16 protein-coding genes are annotated in these 15,634 nt (G+C 35.7%); 10 read left to right on the top strand and 6 right to left on the bottom strand.

Annotated features, from left to right (window positions below; genetic code table 11):
* Window positions 1–277 precede the first annotated feature (277 nt).
* The 9 genes from BHE19_RS13335 (at window position 278) to BHE19_RS13295 (ending at window position 8,271) form a co-directional block, all read left to right on the top strand.
* Window positions 278–856 carry a nucleotide exchange factor GrpE gene (locus BHE19_RS13335; RefSeq protein WP_017495096.1) on the top strand — a complete coding sequence of 193 codons (579 nt, stop codon included), beginning with the start codon at window positions 278–280 and terminating at the stop codon, window positions 854–856.
* Between the two features lie 95 nt (window positions 857–951).
* On the top strand, window positions 952–2,064 hold the full coding sequence (gene dnaJ / locus BHE19_RS13330; RefSeq protein WP_017495097.1) for a molecular chaperone DnaJ: 1,113 nt from the start codon (window positions 952–954) through the stop codon (window positions 2,062–2,064).
* A gap of 169 nt (window positions 2,065–2,233) precedes the next feature.
* A complete protein-coding gene (locus BHE19_RS13325; RefSeq protein ID WP_070907514.1) occupies window positions 2,234–3,163 on the top strand; it encodes an ABC transporter ATP-binding protein in 930 nt (309 codons plus the stop codon).
* Window positions 3,164–3,241: 78 nt separating this feature from the next.
* Window positions 3,242–4,558, top strand: a complete 1,317-nt coding sequence (locus BHE19_RS13320) for an ABC transporter permease (RefSeq protein ID WP_070907513.1) — start codon at window positions 3,242–3,244, stop codon at window positions 4,556–4,558.
* A 106-nt stretch (window positions 4,559–4,664) separates the two neighbouring features.
* A complete protein-coding gene (locus tag BHE19_RS13315) occupies window positions 4,665–5,828 on the top strand; it encodes a sigma-54-dependent transcriptional regulator (protein ID WP_070907512.1) in 1,164 nt (387 codons plus the stop codon).
* Between the two features lie 104 nt (window positions 5,829–5,932).
* Window positions 5,933–6,598 carry a DEAD/DEAH box helicase gene (locus BHE19_RS13310; protein ID WP_070907511.1) on the top strand — a complete coding sequence of 222 codons (666 nt, stop codon included), beginning with the start codon at window positions 5,933–5,935 and terminating at the stop codon, window positions 6,596–6,598.
* Window positions 6,599–6,622: 24 nt separating this feature from the next.
* Window positions 6,623–6,844, top strand: coding sequence for a putative signal transducing protein (locus BHE19_RS13305; protein ID WP_017495103.1), 222 nt, complete (start codon window positions 6,623–6,625; stop codon window positions 6,842–6,844).
* 90 nt (window positions 6,845–6,934) lie between these two features.
* Entirely contained in the window at window positions 6,935–7,738 is an 804-nt protein-coding gene (locus BHE19_RS13300; protein ID WP_070907510.1) for a Cof-type HAD-IIB family hydrolase, read from the top strand.
* A 5-nt stretch (window positions 7,739–7,743) separates the two neighbouring features.
* The gene (locus tag BHE19_RS13295) at window positions 7,744–8,271 is read left to right on the top strand and encodes a GNAT family N-acetyltransferase (protein ID WP_070907509.1); all 528 of its coding nucleotides are present in this window, start codon (window positions 7,744–7,746) and stop codon (window positions 8,269–8,271) included.
* 113 nt (window positions 8,272–8,384) lie between these two features.
* Here the strand turns inward: BHE19_RS13295 and BHE19_RS13290 are convergent, their stop codons facing one another.
* On the bottom strand, window positions 8,385–8,900 hold the full coding sequence (locus BHE19_RS13290) for a hypothetical protein (RefSeq protein WP_026109828.1): 516 nt from the start codon (window positions 8,898–8,900) through the stop codon (window positions 8,385–8,387).
* Window positions 8,901–9,400: 500 nt separating this feature from the next.
* On the opposite strand from BHE19_RS13290, the gene mtaB reads away from it, so the two are divergent.
* Window positions 9,401–10,735: a tRNA (N(6)-L-threonylcarbamoyladenosine(37)-C(2))-methylthiotransferase MtaB gene (mtaB, locus tag BHE19_RS13285; RefSeq protein ID WP_017495107.1), complete on the top strand. Its 1,335-nt coding sequence runs from the start codon at window positions 9,401–9,403 to the stop codon at window positions 10,733–10,735.
* 191 nt (window positions 10,736–10,926) lie between these two features.
* Here mtaB and BHE19_RS13280 read toward each other — a convergent pair whose 3' ends face one another.
* From BHE19_RS13280 to BHE19_RS13260, 5 genes are all read right to left on the bottom strand, one after another.
* Complete coding sequence (locus BHE19_RS13280) at window positions 10,927–11,433, bottom strand: hypothetical protein (RefSeq protein WP_070907508.1); 507 nt, start codon at window positions 11,431–11,433, stop codon at window positions 10,927–10,929.
* 92 nt (window positions 11,434–11,525) lie between these two features.
* Complete coding sequence (locus BHE19_RS13275) at window positions 11,526–12,242, bottom strand: 3-ketoacyl-ACP reductase (RefSeq protein WP_070907564.1); 717 nt, start codon at window positions 12,240–12,242, stop codon at window positions 11,526–11,528.
* A gap of 111 nt (window positions 12,243–12,353) precedes the next feature.
* Window positions 12,354–12,941: a phospholipid scramblase-related protein gene (locus tag BHE19_RS13270; protein WP_017495110.1), complete on the bottom strand. Its 588-nt coding sequence runs from the start codon at window positions 12,939–12,941 to the stop codon at window positions 12,354–12,356.
* Window positions 12,942–13,071: 130 nt separating this feature from the next.
* Window positions 13,072–13,392, bottom strand: a complete 321-nt coding sequence (locus BHE19_RS13265; protein WP_070907507.1) for a hypothetical protein — start codon at window positions 13,390–13,392, stop codon at window positions 13,072–13,074.
* Between the two features lie 8 nt (window positions 13,393–13,400).
* Entirely contained in the window at window positions 13,401–15,566 is a 2,166-nt protein-coding gene (locus BHE19_RS13260; RefSeq protein WP_070907506.1) for a VWA domain-containing protein, read from the bottom strand.
* Window positions 15,567–15,634 lie beyond the last annotated feature (68 nt).

The following is a 15,634-nucleotide window of genomic DNA, read 5'->3' as shown; positions in this document are numbered from 1 at the left end:
CGTCTCATAAGGCGAAGCTTTTTTTAATATAAGGTAAACTTGAATTAATAATTATTTACAAAGCCGAGGCTAACCCTTAAATTCAATTTTGATAGGTAATAATTTAGTTTTCAATTGGATTTCAAATATACTATAATCTATATCGTGATAGTCTTAAAATTATACTAAATTTTAAAAGGTTGTTTTGCTTTTTAAATGACTCAGTTTTAATAAAGTGACAATTTGACATTTTGAAAGATTTGGCAGTACTTTTGCAATCCAAAAGAAAGAATAAAAAATGAAGTTTAAGAATATTTTTAAAAATAAAAGTAATATGACTACGGAAAATACAGAATTCGATCAGGAATTAGATGATGTAACGTTAGAGAACAACGCCAACGGTGAGCAGTTAATTGTTGAAGAATTAAGTGTTGAAGAGCAACTGGCTCAAGACTTGGCAAAAGAAAAAGATAAGTTTTTGAGACTATTTGCTGAATTCGAAAATTACAAAAAAAGAACTTCAAAAGAGCGTATCGATTTGTTTAAAACTGCAAATCAAGATGTTTTATTGGCCATGTTGCCAGTTTTAGATGATTTTGACAGAGCTATAGTAGAGATCAATAAATCGGAAGATGAAACTTTGACAAAAGGAGTTGAATTGATTCATGAAAAATTAAAAAATACTTTAGTTTCTAAAGGTTTAGAGCAAGTTGAATTAAAAGCAGGTGATGCTTTTGATGCTGATTTTGCTGAGGCAATTACCCAAATTCCGGCTCCGTCTGAGAAATTAAAAGGGAAAATTGTTGATGTTATCGAAAAAGGTTACAAATTAGGAGACAAAATTATTCGTTTCCCTAAAGTTGTTATCGGGAACTAAGAAAAACAAATGACATATTCTGAAAGTATTGGAATTCGGAATTTTAAATTTGGACACAAGCGCTAGCGAACTGGCGAAGCAATTTAACCTAAATTATGAAAAAAGATTTTTACGAAATACTAGGCATTTCAAAAAATGCTGACGCTGCCGAAATTAAAAAAGCTTATAGAAAAAGTGCATTAAAATATCATCCGGATAAAAATCCGGGCGACAAAGAGGCAGAAGAAAACTTTAAATTAGCGGCAGAAGCTTACGAAGTACTAAGCGATCCGAACAAAAAAGCGAAATACGATCAGTACGGACATCAGGCTTTTGATGGTTCTGGCGGATTTGGCGGTGGTCACGGCGGTATGAATATGGATGACATTTTCAGCCAGTTTGGTGATATTTTTGGCGGTGGATTTGGTGGTTTCGGCGGAGGCGGAGGCGGTGGCCCTCGTCGTGCTAAAGGAAGCAATCTTCGAATTAAAGTTAAACTGACTTTAGAAGAAATTGCAAATGGTGTTGAGAAAAAAGTAAAAGTAAAACGTAAAGTTCAGGCTAAAGGAGTTACCTATAAAACATGTTCGACTTGTAACGGTCAGGGACAGGTAATGCGTGTAACCAACACTATTTTAGGAAGAATGCAATCTGCGTCAACTTGTCCTACTTGTGGCGGGTCTGGTCAGATTTTAGATAAAAGACCATCTGAAGCGGATGCTCAGGGAATGGTTTTGGAAGACGAAACTGTTTCAATCAAAATTCCTGCGGGAGTGGTAGATGGCATGCAGTTAAAAGTTTCTAATAAAGGAAATGATGCTCCGGGAAACAGTATTCCTGGTGATTTAATTGTTGCTATTGAAGAATTGGAACATGAGTTTCTGAAACGTGAAGGCGAAAACATTCATTACGATTTATACATCAGTTTCCCGGAAGCCGTTTTAGGAGTTTCTAAAGACATCGAAGCAATTAATGGAAAAGTTCGTATCAAATTAGAAGAAGGAATTCAATCCGGAAAAATCTTAAGATTAAAAGGAAAAGGTATTCCAAGCATCAATGGTTACGGAAGTGGAGACTTGTTAGTTCATGTAAATGTATGGACGCCAAAAACGTTGAACAAAGAGCAAAAACAATTTTTTGAAAATGCACTTAACGACGATCACTTTATTCCGAGTCCTGAAAAATCAGAAAAATCATTTTTTGAAAAGGTAAAAGATATGTTTTCATAAATCGGACTTTTTCTAAAAGGAATTAACAATAAATTTAAGAAACCCATTCTATAGCAAACCGTAGAATGGGTTTTTTATGTGAATAGTACAAGATTTCGATACTATTTATTTACTTTTACATTCATAATGCCACAATGGTCAAACTGACGCAGAAAATCTTAATTATAGCATGAGCAACTTACTCGAAGTACATAAAGTCGTAAAACAATACGGTGATTATGTAGCGCTTAACGAAGTTTCATTAAATGTACCAAAAGGTAGTATTTATGGACTACTAGGTCCCAATGGAGCCGGAAAAACTTCCCTGATCCGAATTATAAATCAAATTACTTTACCTGACGGTGGTGAAGTGATTTTGGATGGAGAAAAATTACAGCCCAAACACATACAGCATATTGGTTATCTTCCTGAAGAAAGAGGATTGTATACTTCGATGAAAGTTGGAGAACAATGTTTGTATTTGGCTCAAATGAAAGGACTTTCTAAAGCTGAGGCAAAAATGCAATTGGAATATTGGTTTGATCGTCTTGGAATTCAGGGCTGGTGGAACAAGAAAATTCAAGAGCTTTCTAAAGGAATGGCGCAAAAAATTCAGTTTGTGGTATGTGTGCTGCACAAGCCTAAATTGCTGATTTTTGACGAGCCTTTTTCGGGATTTGATCCTGTGAATGCAAACGTAATTAAAGATGAAATTCTGGCACTTAAAGAACAGGGAGCTACCATTATTTTTTCGACACACCGTATGGAAAGTGTAGAAGAACTATGTGATCATATTGCCTTAATTCATAAATCAAATAAACTGATTGAAGGAAAAGTAAGTGATGTTAAGCGTCAATTCCGAACCAATAGTTTTGAAGTGGGTATTCTAACGGATAATGTAGAAGGCCTGATGTATGACATTACACAAAAATTCACCGTGTCGCCGGCAAGTTTTAAATCCTTAAATGACGATCTGAAACTGGATATTCAAATTGGAAACGCAGCACCAAATGAGTTATTGCATTTACTAACGCAACGCGGACAGGTTACCCATTTTGTAGAAAAAATACCAAGCATAAACGATATTTTTATTCAAACAGTTACCGAAAACAAAAAATAAAATTCCAAAAAATAAATTCCAAATTCCAATTTTGATCGCTCTGAAACTGGAATTTGGAATTTGAAAATTAAAATATTTATGAGCATCATTTCTTTGATTATAAAAAGAGAATTTATTGCAAAAGTGCGCAATAAGTCTTTTGTTGTCATGACCTTTTTGAGTCCGTTATTGTTTGTGGCAATCGCAGGATTCATTGGGTATCTGAGTTCAATGAAAGCAGAGACAAAAAGAATCGCTATTCATGACGAAACAGGTTTGTTTGCACAGGATTTTCTAAAACAGAATAAGGAAGAAGCCGAGTTTAAATACCTCAATTTGTCCGAAATTGATACAAAAGCTCTAAAAGACAGTATTACTAACGAAAGCTTTGACGGTTTAATTGTTATTCCAAAAACCGGTAAATTATCAGATTTAGAAAGTAAAATTGAGTTTATTTCGAATAACAGTCCCAGTATTTCTTTTATCGAAAAAACACAGGATGTAATTGCATCAAAAATTACCAAAATAAATCTTGAAACCGCAAAACTGGATACTTTGGCCATTCAAAAAGCGCAGTCAGATGTGAATATTCATTTGGTAAAAGCATCCGGAGAAGAGAGTTTAAAAGGATTGAATGAGATAAAAATCGGAATAGGTGGTGCTTTTGGGTATCTGATTATGATGTTTATTATCATTTACGGCAATATGGTCATGCGAAGTGTGATTGAAGAAAAAACCAACCGAATCATCGAAATTATTATTTCGTCGGTAAAACCATTTCAGCTGATGATTGGTAAAATTGTGGGAACTTCACTTGCAGGATTGCTTCAATTTATGATTTGGGCCATCATAGGTTTGGGATTAATGTTTGCCGCATCGGCTTTTTTCGGAGTAAATGTTGGTCCAACAGCCAGAATCTCACCGGAATTAATGCAGTCTGCCCAGCATGAAATGTCAGGAACAGCTCAAATGTATATTCGTGAATTATGGAATTTACCCATTGCCAGTATTATCATTGGCTTTGTGATTTATTTCATTGGAGGATATTTTTTATACAGTTCGTTTTACGCAGCTATCGGTGCTGCAGTGGACAATCAAACGGACTCACAGCAATTTCTTTTGCCGATCATTATGCCGTTGATTTTGAGTGTCTATGTTGGTTTTTTTACGGTTGTAAATGATCCTCATGGAACCATTGCAGTGGTATTCTCGATGATTCCGTTAACCTCGCCAATTGTCATGTTAATGCGACTTCCGTTTGGAGTGCCGTGGTGGCAAATTGCGATTTCGGTATCATTATTGTTTGCTACCTTTTTCCTTGTAGTATGGTTCGCCGCCAAAATTTACCGAATAGGGATTTTAATGTACGGCAAAAAACCAACCTGGAAAGAATTGTATAAATGGCTAAAATATTAATTTTTAAAGTAGCTAAGATGCTAAGATTCTGAGATGCTAAGTTTTTTAGCTTCTTATAGAAAAACCTTAGAACCTTAGTAACTCTGAACCTTAGAACCTCAAAAGAATGAGTAAAATACTAATTATAGAAGACGAAGCGTCCATCAGAAGAGTTTTGGTAAAAATTTTATCAGAAGAAAATGATACATATCAGGTAGATGAAGCTGAAGATGGTGCAGCAGGTCTTGAGAAAATAAAAAACAATGATTACGATTTGGTATTGTGTGATATCAAAATGCCAAAATTAGACGGGGTTGAGGTTTTAGAGGAAGTAAAAAAGATTAAACCGGAAATTCCAATGGTTATGATCTCTGGTCATGGCGATATGGAAACCGCGATTCACACGATGCGTTTAGGAGCTTTTGATTATATTTCGAAACCACCAGATTTGAATCGATTGCTGAACACTGTTCGTAATGCTTTAGATAAAAAACAACTCGTAGTAGAGAATAAGATTCTGAAGAAAAAGGTTAGTAAAAACTATGAGATGGTAGGGGAAAGCGAAGCGATCAGTCATATTAAAGTAATGATTGATAAAGTAGCCCAAACCGAAGCCAGAGTTTTGATTACAGGTCCAAATGGAACCGGAAAAGAGCTGGTAGCACATCAGTTACATGAAAAAAGTGAGCGCTCAAATTTTCCTTTGATAGAAGTAAACTGTGCGGCTATTCCAAGCGAATTGATCGAAAGCGAATTGTTTGGACACGTAAAAGGAGCCTTTACATCGGCGGTGAAAGATCGTGCCGGAAAGTTTGAAGCAGCCGATAAGGGAACTATTTTCCTGGATGAAATTGGAGACATGAGTCTTTCGGCACAAGCCAAAGTGTTACGTGCACTCCAAGAAAATATGATCACAAGAGTTGGGGCTGAAAAAGACATCAAAGTCGATGTGCGTGTGGTAGCAGCCACCAATAAAGACCTGAAAACTGAAATTGCAGAAGGCCGCTTCCGTGAAGATTTGTACCATCGTCTGGCAGTAATTTTAATTAAAGTACCGCCATTGAACGAGAGACGTGATGATATTCCGGCATTGATTACTCATTTTACTGAGAAAATTGCATCAGAACAAGGTAATTCGGTAAAAGTATTTTCGCCAAAAGCCATAAAACTATTGCAGGAATACGATTGGACAGGAAATATCCGTGAACTTCGAAATGTAGTGGAAAGATTAATCATTTTAGGAGGAAGTGAAATCTCGGAAACCGATGTGAAAATGTTTGCAAGCAAGTAGATGCTTCGCGCAATACGCTTTAAGCTTTAGGCTTTAAGCTTTTATAAAAACGAAATAAATTTTTGCTTACAGCGTATAGCTTAAAGCTTAAAGCATAAAAAAAAATGAAACTGAAAAAAATAAACGAGAAGTTACAAGACGCTTTAATTGAGAATGGTTTAACAGAAGCAAATGTATTGCAGCAGGAAACTTTTTCGACCATTAAAAGTGGGGCTGATTGTATCATTCTTTCCCCGGAAAAGAGCGGAAAATCGACAACAATTGTATTAAATGTCATTCAGCAATTGGCAGGAAAAACCGAAGAATCGCCACGTGCTTTGATTATTGTTGAAGACAAAGCCAAAGTGTTGGAAATGGAAGCGCTTTTTGAAAAATACGGAAAGTATACTAATCTTGAAGTTTATGGTGTACACGATAAAGGCGATATGGACTATGATAAAAATTATGTTTCTACGGGAATTGACGTTTTAATCGGGACACCAAATAAATTGAGTGATATGTTTACAACAGCGGGCTACAATGTAAACCGTCTGAAAATGTTTATTCTGGATGATGCCGATCCAATTCTGAAATTGCGTCATGAAACTAAAATCATGCGTATTTCAAACAGTATCGCTAAAGTACAGCGAATTATTTTTGCTGAAGAACTGACCGAGCGTATCGAAATCCTAGCCGACAAAATGTTAGTAGAACCTTATCTTTTTGATATGGAGGATGAAGGAGAAGAGGAGCTTGATGAAGATGAGGATGATATTGAAGAGGAAGAATAATTAAACGATAAAAAATAAAATGTCATGGGATTAATGAAAGTGTTTTCAGGGAGTGAAGTGTTAGCAATTGCTTTGAAAGAAAGATTAGAAGAAGCCGGAGTAGAAACGGTAAAAAAAGATAACATCCAGTCGGCTCGTATGGGAGGATATGGCGGATCTGATTTAGCAGTAGAAGTATTTATTCAGGAAACTGATTTCGCAAAAGCAAATCCTGTTATTGAAGAATTTAGAATGAATATCCAATAGTCACATTTTTTTGTAAGATGTAAAATGGGAGATGTGAAAAGTTTTAGTGTACAGAGACTGAACACTGAGACTGCAAACTGAAAAAAAAATATGCAATATAAAATGTTAGTGCTCGACATGGATGATACCTTGTTGACAGACGATCATAAAATTTCGGAACTTAATAAAAAAGTACTGCTGGAGGCACAGTCAAAAGGCGTTTACGTTGTTTTGGCTTCAGGCAGGCCAACATCGGCGATGACTGCTTATGCTAAGGAGTTAGAACTGGATTTGAATGACTCGTATATAATTTCGTTTAACGGAGCGATCATCAGTACGGTTAAAGATGATGTTATCTTGTTCGAACAAAAATTAACCGTTGAACAAATCCATGAGCTGTATGACTACAGTGTAAAAAAGAATACTCATATTATTACCTATCTGGATGGTGAAATTATAAGCGAAACCGATTCGGAATATATTGATGTTGAAAAAGAAATTACCGGATTACCACATAATAAAGTAGCTGGTTTTAAAGAAGCGGTTACAGAGCCTGCGGTAAAATGTATTTTGCTGGCGGAACCTTCTTATCTAAAAGAAGTAGAAGCTGACTTAAAAGCAGCAATGCCTCATTTGAGTGTTGCCATGTCAAAACCTTTCTTCCTGGAAGCAGCACAGAATGGAATAGATAAAGCGGCCAGTTTAAAACTTCTGGCAGAAAAACTAAACATTCATCAAAGCGAAATTATTGCCGTAGGAAATGCCGGAAATGATCTGACCATGATCGAATATGCAGGTTTAGGAGTTTGGGTCGATAACGTAACCCCGGAATTAAGAGACAGAGCAGATTTAATCGTTGCTTCAAATAATGATGATGGAGTTGCTGAGGTGGTGCAGCGCTATATTTTAAATTAATTTGTATGAAAGAACCTATTGAAACAGAACGACTAATTTTAAGAGAATTACTTCTTTCGGATGCTGAAGGAATGTTTGAATTGGATTCGAATCCGAATGTACATCTTTTCGTTGGAAAAAAGCCTGTAACAACTATTGAGCAAAGTATTGCTCAAATCGAAAATATTCAACAGCAATACAAGGATTTTGGAACGGGTCGCTGGGCCGCTGTACTAAAAGAAACCAATGAGTTTTTGGGCTGGTCAGGTATAAAATTTATTACTTATGAAATTAACGGCCACAAAGATTTTTATGAAATAGGATATCGTTTCATCGAAAAACACTGGGGGAAAGGCTATGCTACTGAAGCCGGAAAAGCATTTGTTGATTATGCATTTAACAAAATGAAAGTCAAAGCTCTTTATGCTTATGCCGATGAAGGAAATGAGGTATCAAGAAAAGCGTTGGAAAAATTAGGTTTTCGCTACGTGAATTCTTTTGAATATGAAGGAGAGTTGGAAGCTTGGTATGAATTGAAGCATCCAGACCTGTAAAGAGATAAAATGAAATGTGTTCCAAATCTTTGTAAACTCAAATTGCTTAAGATTTGCAAAGATTTGGAAAACAGTTCTTAGTTTTTTAATACTTTAGAAAGAGGTATTAAATATTATTTTTTAGCTACTGAAACAAAATATTTGTTTCCGTCACCCATTGTCAATTTTACACGTTCGTCGCAAAGATCGATAGCGAAGTTCGCACTTTCATAGCAAGTACAAGTTGTGTTTTTGTCTTTAGACATTTCAGTTTTACAATTGTTGTTTTTAAAAGTTGACAATTGTGGAGTGTACAAGCTTACTAAATCAGTAGAAGCAGTTACTAACGAAATGATACTTGCTGAATTGTTGTTTGTAATTCTGTAAACGATTCTGTCAGTGTAATTTACTTCATTTACGGTTACTTTACGAATATAAGTGTAAGCTGTTGAGCCTTCACCCGGTTCTTTTACTTCAAATTTAAATCCAACCGCACGAATTGCAATATCAAATTGAGATTGAGAGTTTAAGCTCGCCCAGTTTGTCAATGTGCTGATAGATGGAAATGGATTAGCAGCCGGTGCAGTTTGTGCCTGAGCGCTAAAAAGGGTTAAGAACATCAAGCAGATTGTGGGTAAAAATGCTTTCATATGGAGTTTTAATTTTTAATTTTTGCCTACTCTTTATGGTTTTCGGCCTGCCCATTTTTATTATAACAAAACAACAACATAACGATGGAAAATCAAAATTGTTATGCGCTATTTATGATTTTGATACTATAGTTTTTGGTTCCTATTTTTTGACGAAGTGAAATTACTTCTAAAAATATTTCCAGCAAAGTTAAATGTAAGAAAATTTTAATTTAATATCTTAAAAAACGCACTTAATCGATGTTATTTGCGTTTAATCGATCAATTTGTCGTTTTATTCTTATCGAATTGGGTTGCGTTTTTTTCAGTTTAATTTTTTTTCCTGACGATTTGGTTTGATTTACAGTTTTTTGAAACGAATTAAAATAGTAGGTTCTTGCAAAATATTGATATATAGTATATTATTGATTTTATTTTAAAGAATATTGTATGTAAATTTGCAAACTCTTCAAAAGAGATGTAAATATAATATCTTACTACTTAAAACGTAGTTTATTCCTATGGAAAATAGAAAAAAAGTTGCCTTTTATACGCTTGGTTGCAAACTGAATTTTTCAGAGACTTCAACTATTGCCCGAAATTTTAACGATGAAGGTTTTGATCGTGTTGATTTTGAGGAAATAGCCGATATCTATGTTATCAATACCTGTTCGGTTACAGAGAATGCTGATAAGCAGTTTAAGCAGGTGGTGAAAAAAGCAATGAAACTGAATGAGAAAGCTTTCGTAGCGGCTGTAGGCTGTTATGCCCAGTTGAAACCGGAGGAATTAGCAGCTGTTGATGGAGTTGATTTGGTTTTGGGAGCTACAGAAAAATTTAAAATTACGGATTATATTCATGACCTGAGCAAGAATGACATGGGTGAAGTACACTCTTGTGAAATTGCCGAGGCTGATTTTTATGTGGGAAGTTATTCTATTGGAGACCGTACCCGGGCTTTTTTGAAAGTTCAGGATGGCTGTGATTATAAATGTACGTATTGTACCATTCCGTTAGCAAGAGGGATTTCGAGAAGTGATGCTCTGGAAAATGTATTGAAAAATGCCAAAGAAATTTCTGCTCAGAACATCAAAGAAATTGTTTTAACGGGAGTTAATATTGGGGATTACGGAAAAGGGGAGTTTGGAAATAAAAAACACGAACATACTTTTCTGGACTTAGTTCAGGCTCTGGATGAGGTTGACGGGATCGAGCGTTTGCGAATATCCTCTATCGAGCCTAATTTACTGAAGAATGAAACCATTGAGTTTGTCTCTAAAAGCCGAACTTTTGTACCGCATTTTCATATTCCGTTACAATCCGGAAGCAATGATATTTTGAAATTGATGAAGCGCCGTTATTTGCGTGAAGTGTATACCGAACGAGTTCATAAAATTCGTGAAGTAATGCCACATGCTTGTATTGGTGTAGACGTGATAGTTGGTTTCCCGGGTGAAACAGACGAGCATTTTTTAGAAACCTATCATTTCCTTAACGAAATGGATATCTCTTATCTGCATGTGTTCACGTACTCCGAAAGAGATAATACAGAAGCTGCAAATATGCCGGGAATTGTTCCAGCAAATGTAAGAGCGAAGCGCAGTAAAATGCTACGTGGATTATCAGTGAAAAAACGTCGTGCTTTTTATGAAAGTCAATTAGGATCTAACAGAACTGTTTTGTTCGAAGGAGAAAATAAAGAAGGATATATTCATGGTTTTACGGAGAATTATGTAAAAGTAAAAACACCGTGGAATCCTGAATTGGTAAATACTCTGCAGGAAATAAACCTGACAAAGATTGACGAAGACGGAAGTGTTCGTCTTGAGTTTTTAAATAAACTGGCAGAGGCTTAAGGTTTGTGTTTTGCTGAGATACACAAAGATTTCCACGGAGATACACAAAGTTTAGATATAAAGTTTGTCATTTATGACCAAAAACGAAAAAGCCTCATTAATGAGGCTTTTTCGTTTTTATATGAGAAGTGTCTCTGTGAATCTCGGCGAGAAACTCAGCGTATCTTCGTGGAACATCTTTAAATTCAAAGTTAAAGATTTTCTCCAACTACTAATTTCAACGAATTGATATAATCGGTATCAAATTCAATTACCCTTATCTTTTGTGGATTAAAGCTTAATTCACCGCCAAACTGACCTTTTGTATCCAGGAAATCGATAGTAAGTTCTTCATCCGTTAATTCGATTAGTTTTCCCAAATAAGCTGACTTTGCTGATTTTTTAGCAATCTGGAAAATACCGTATTTGTTTGTGATAAAATTGATGATCGAATTCAAATCTCGTATCGGAATGATATCTTCGGCATTTGTTCTGAGACCTTTTAAACGGATTACTTTTTCGGTAAATTCCAGATCCTGATCTCTGTGTATGGCTTCAATGTTTTTGTTTTTCAATAGTACAAAGCCATCCAGTATAAAATCTACGGGATTGTTTCGTAATAAAATCCATTCATCCGAATAGTCAATAAGAAATCCGGTATAAAGTTCTTTCTTATCGGTAAATTCTATGGCAATTAATTGTCTTAAATAGTTTTCCATCGTTTAGTTTTTAGAAATTACAACATTTAAATTCCAAATTCCAGCTTGCAGTATTTGGAATTTGGAATTTTTCAAAAGATTGGAATTTATTTTTAAGGATTAGTAGACCAGATACTGCTGTTTTTAATGAAAACGCGACGACTCAGTTTCAGTTGTGCGACAATCAGTTCGGCAATATCTTCGGGCTGCATTACTTTTTCAGGGTTTCCGTCTGTCAGATTTAAATCTTTGGCCATATCAGTAGCTACTGTACTTGGTGTTAAAGCAGTAACACGAATATTGTGTTTTCTCATTTCCTGCATCAAAGAATCCGTTAGACCCAGAACAGCAAATTTTGAAGCACTGTAAGCGCTCGTAACGGCGTTTCCGTTTAAACCTGCTGTCGATGAAATATTAATGATGTCACCCGTTTGTCTTTCGATCATATTTGGAATAACGGCACGGGTGGTATAATAGGTTCCCATAAGGTTGACCTGAATGATTCTTTCCCAGGCGTTTGGTTCTAATTCCAGGAATTTTCCAAAAGCACCAATTCCGGCGTTGTTGATTAAAATATCGATACTTTTAAATTCGGCTAATGCTTTTTCTACGGCACTATTTATAGAATTAATATCAGAAACATCAGCAGCTAAAGCTAAAGATTTTACACCTAAGTTATTGATTTCGATTGCCAGCTGGTCAACATCTGCTTGCGTTCTCGAAACTAAAATTACATTAATTCCCTCGTTGGCAAGTGCAAGTGCGATTGCTTTTCCTATTCCTTTTCCGGCTCCTGTAATTAGGGCATTTTTATTTTTTAAGTCTGTCATGATTGTCATATTAGAAATGCGAAAGCATCATTTGAGTACCACAAAAATAAGGCTTTTGCTTCCTAAAATGATGCTTTAGATGTTTTCTTAATCTAAGTTTAACAACTTTTTCTATTCTTTCAAAACCATGTCGATACACATTACAGCTGCCAGAATTAATTGCCTTTGCGGACTGTCCTGTGCTACAGTTTCTTCAATTTGAAGAACATAATTATCGGCACTGGTGAAGAGTTCTTTCCCCATTCCTGCCCATTTTTTACTTACCTGAGCCAACTGCTTATTTTCGTGGGTAAATTTGAAATCCCATCCTGTCCATTTTCCCTGAAGTGTAGCAACCGGTTTTTCGTTTTTATCTAAAATTTCAAATCTGCCGCCAAAAGAAAAGAACTTTTGTTTAAAGGTACCTATCAGTCTCTCTTTTTCGTCAAAAACTTCAACATTAGATCTGAAAACGGCAATACCTCTTTTTACCGAAATTAGTTTTTCACCTGAAGCTGCTGCGATTTCAACATTAAAAGGTGTCATTCTTTTGTAATCGGTGAAACGCAACATTTTAGTGAAGAATCCCAGATTATTTTCTCTACAGTTTAAGATGATCTGATTGCTTTCCGGATTATAAATGTCATAGTTGTTTGATGCTTTAAACATGCCAACATGCTCTTTTACAAGAAATAAATTCTGATTTAAGATAGGGTTCATTAATTGATTGTGTGAAAATGATTAAATAATATGATTGATCTCCTTCTGAAAGGGTTTCAAAAGGAGATCAAATGTAAAAATAATTTTGTTAATAAACCGCTGTTAAAAATGAAATCTGTGTTATCAAATTTCAGTTATTTTTCTTTGTTGTGATAATTATAGCACCATTTATTCCTTTATTTCCGTAGACTGAAGTTGCTTCAGTTTCCTTTAAAACTTTCATCTCTTTGATAGTATTCGGGCTCACTTTAGGAAAATCTTTAAAATTGATTATAACTCCATCAACAATTACCAAAGGTGGATTAATAATAGATTTTTTTGATGGTGCACATATTATGATCTGACTATCGGCATTTACAGGTTTTGTATGAGATACATCTTTTTCCTGTGCATGTGTTACGAGACAGAGAAATATAGAAAAAGCCAATGAAGCAAGTTTTACATTTTTCATCGTAAAATTTAATTGAATTTTACTGCCTCAATTAAACGGATAAATTCGGCCTTGTAACCTTCAGGATCGTTGGAAAGCCCCTGTTTGGCTAATTTCAGAATAGCATCTGAAGATTTGTCTGAAATTAATTTTGAATCTCTTAGTTTCAGACCGAACCAGGCCACTGAACTGCTGAATTTAAAATCATCAGAGGCTTTTTCCAATGCAACCGATTTGTTTTCGATTACCTGTACCAGTTCAATACTTTTATCTCCGTCCGGTTTTTTATAACGGAATTTTATGGTAGCAAGTTCATTGCTGTAATTTGTTCCGGCTTCTTCGACTTTGGTATATTTTAAAGCATCAGGCTGCTGTGCCAAATAATCGCTTTTTACTCCGGTGGGAACAATTTCATAAAGAGCAGTAACGGTATGGTTGCTTCCAAGTTCTCCCGCATCAATAGCATCATTTTTAAAATCCTCCGGACGCAGTTTTCTGTTTTCGTAACCGATTAAACGATAAGCCTGAACTTGTTTGGGATTAAATTCTATCTGAATTTTTACATCTTTAGCAATTGCAAACATGGAACCTTTGAACTCTTTTCCTAAAAAACGATTGGCCTCCTGAATGTTGTCGATATAAGCATAATTTCCATTTCCTTTATCGGCTAAAGTTTCCATCTTACTGTCTTTGTAATTTCCCATTCCGTACCCCAGGCAGGTAAGGAAAACGCCGGTTTTTCTTTTGTCTTCAATTAGCTTTTCCATGTCTGCATTAGAAGTATCTCCTACATTAAAATCACCATCAGTAGCCAGAATCACTCTGTTGTTTCCGTTTTTGATAAAGTTTTCTGCAGCAATTTTATACGCCAGTTCAATTCCTGCTCCTCCGGCAGTACTTCCGCCCGCATTCAATTTTTCAAGAGCATCAATAATGGTTTTCTTTTCGTCACCTGAAGTTGGAGGCAAAACCAGTCCTGCTGCACCGGCATAAACCACCATGGCAACTTTGTCTTTCGGACGTAACTCATTTACCAGTATTTTTAATGATTGCTTTAGCAAAGGCAATTTATTCATGTCGCTCATCGATCCTGAAACATCAATTAAGAAAACTAAATTAGAAGCAGGTAAATTTTCGGTTGGGATGTTTTTCCCCTGTAAACCAATTTTAAGCACTTTGTTTTTGGCATTCCATGGTGAATCACTTACTTCTGTGTTAATAGAAAACGGATTTTGATCTTTTGGCTGTGGATAATTGTATTTAAAGAAGTTAACCATTTCTTCTACACGAACGGCATCTTTCGGAACTGCTTGTCCGTTATTGATAAAGCGTCTCACATTGGTATACGAAGCATTGTCAACATCGATAGAAAATGTAGAAAGAGGTGCTGTTTTTGGGCTCTCGAAGGCATTTTCGACAAAAGTATTGTAATCTTCCTCATTAGGTTCTACCGGCTGCGGAACAGTTATTTTTTTCAGTTTGGCATTTAATTCTTTCTCCGTAAGGTTTTTGTAAATGCCGTTTTTGGTAGCAACAAGAACAACTCCGTTTGTGGCTCTGCTTCCATAAAGTGAAGTTGCTTCTGCTTCTTTTATAACTTTTACTTCCTCCACATCATTCGGATTGATTTTTGAGAATTGATCAGATTTCACCGGAACACCATCGATTATATACAAAGGTTCATCTTTAGAAGAAATAGATGTAGTCCCTCTTGTAATGATGTTTTGATTGAGTGCAGGCTGAACATAATTACCAGTAATTGGTAGCCCGGCAACTCTTCCCTGAAGCGTTGAGGTAATAGTCTTTGCGACCATTTTCTTGTCACGACGGCTGTAATTTGAGCTTTCGTAGTCGCTGTTCGAAACCCCATAGCCCACGACTACTACTTCGTTAAGGGATTGCTGTTGGCCGGTTAGTTTAACATTAATCACATTTTTATTGTCTACGGTTTGTGTTTGAGAGTTGAATCCGATATAGCTAAAGATCAAAATATCACCTTTTTGTGCCTTGATGGAATACTTTCCGTCAAAATCGGTTTGTGTTGTGTTTTTGGTATTTTTAATCACGATAGTTACTCCCGGAAGCGGTATGCTGGCTTCGTCTGTAACGTTTCCTGTAATGATTTTCTCCTGTGCTGATGCTACGAAACATATAAGCATAGATAGGGCTAATGAAAGAAGTTTTACGTTTTTCATGATAGTAATTTTAGATGAATAATCGGGTTGATCCTAGTCTAAGCTTTAGGCTTAGGAATGATTTTTTG

This window comes from Flavobacterium tructae (genome assembly GCF_001853485.1).
In the GTDB taxonomy this organism is placed as follows: domain Bacteria; phylum Bacteroidota; class Bacteroidia; order Flavobacteriales; family Flavobacteriaceae; genus Flavobacterium; species Flavobacterium tructae.
This window is presented reverse-complemented; position numbering and strand designations above follow the sequence as displayed.

Coding starts and splice junctions, on each gene's coding strand:
- BHE19_RS13335 (WP_017495096.1), top strand. CDS start 278: ATGAAGTTTAAGAATATTTTTAAAAATAAAAGTAATATGACTACGGAA.
- dnaJ (WP_017495097.1), top strand. CDS start 952: ATGAAAAAAGATTTTTACGAAATACTAGGCATTTCAAAAAATGCTGAC.
- BHE19_RS13325 (WP_070907514.1), top strand. CDS start 2,234: ATGAGCAACTTACTCGAAGTACATAAAGTCGTAAAACAATACGGTGAT.
- BHE19_RS13320 (WP_070907513.1), top strand. CDS start 3,242: ATGAGCATCATTTCTTTGATTATAAAAAGAGAATTTATTGCAAAAGTG.
- BHE19_RS13315 (WP_070907512.1), top strand. CDS start 4,665: ATGAGTAAAATACTAATTATAGAAGACGAAGCGTCCATCAGAAGAGTT.
- BHE19_RS13310 (WP_070907511.1), top strand. CDS start 5,933: ATGAAACTGAAAAAAATAAACGAGAAGTTACAAGACGCTTTAATTGAG.
- BHE19_RS13305 (WP_017495103.1), top strand. CDS start 6,623: ATGGGATTAATGAAAGTGTTTTCAGGGAGTGAAGTGTTAGCAATTGCT.
- BHE19_RS13300 (WP_070907510.1), top strand. CDS start 6,935: ATGCAATATAAAATGTTAGTGCTCGACATGGATGATACCTTGTTGACA.
- BHE19_RS13295 (WP_070907509.1), top strand. CDS start 7,744: ATGAAAGAACCTATTGAAACAGAACGACTAATTTTAAGAGAATTACTT.
- BHE19_RS13290 (WP_026109828.1), bottom strand. CDS start 8,900: ATGAAAGCATTTTTACCCACAATCTGCTTGATGTTCTTAACCCTTTTT.
- mtaB (WP_017495107.1), top strand. CDS start 9,401: ATGGAAAATAGAAAAAAAGTTGCCTTTTATACGCTTGGTTGCAAACTG.
- BHE19_RS13280 (WP_070907508.1), bottom strand. CDS start 11,433: ATGGAAAACTATTTAAGACAATTAATTGCCATAGAATTTACCGATAAG.
- BHE19_RS13275 (WP_070907564.1), bottom strand. CDS start 12,242: ATGACAGACTTAAAAAATAAAAATGCCCTAATTACAGGAGCCGGAAAA.
- BHE19_RS13270 (WP_017495110.1), bottom strand. CDS start 12,941: ATGAACCCTATCTTAAATCAGAATTTATTTCTTGTAAAAGAGCATGTT.
- BHE19_RS13265 (WP_070907507.1), bottom strand. CDS start 13,392: ATGAAAAATGTAAAACTTGCTTCATTGGCTTTTTCTATATTTCTCTGT.
- BHE19_RS13260 (WP_070907506.1), bottom strand. CDS start 15,566: ATGAAAAACGTAAAACTTCTTTCATTAGCCCTATCTATGCTTATATGT.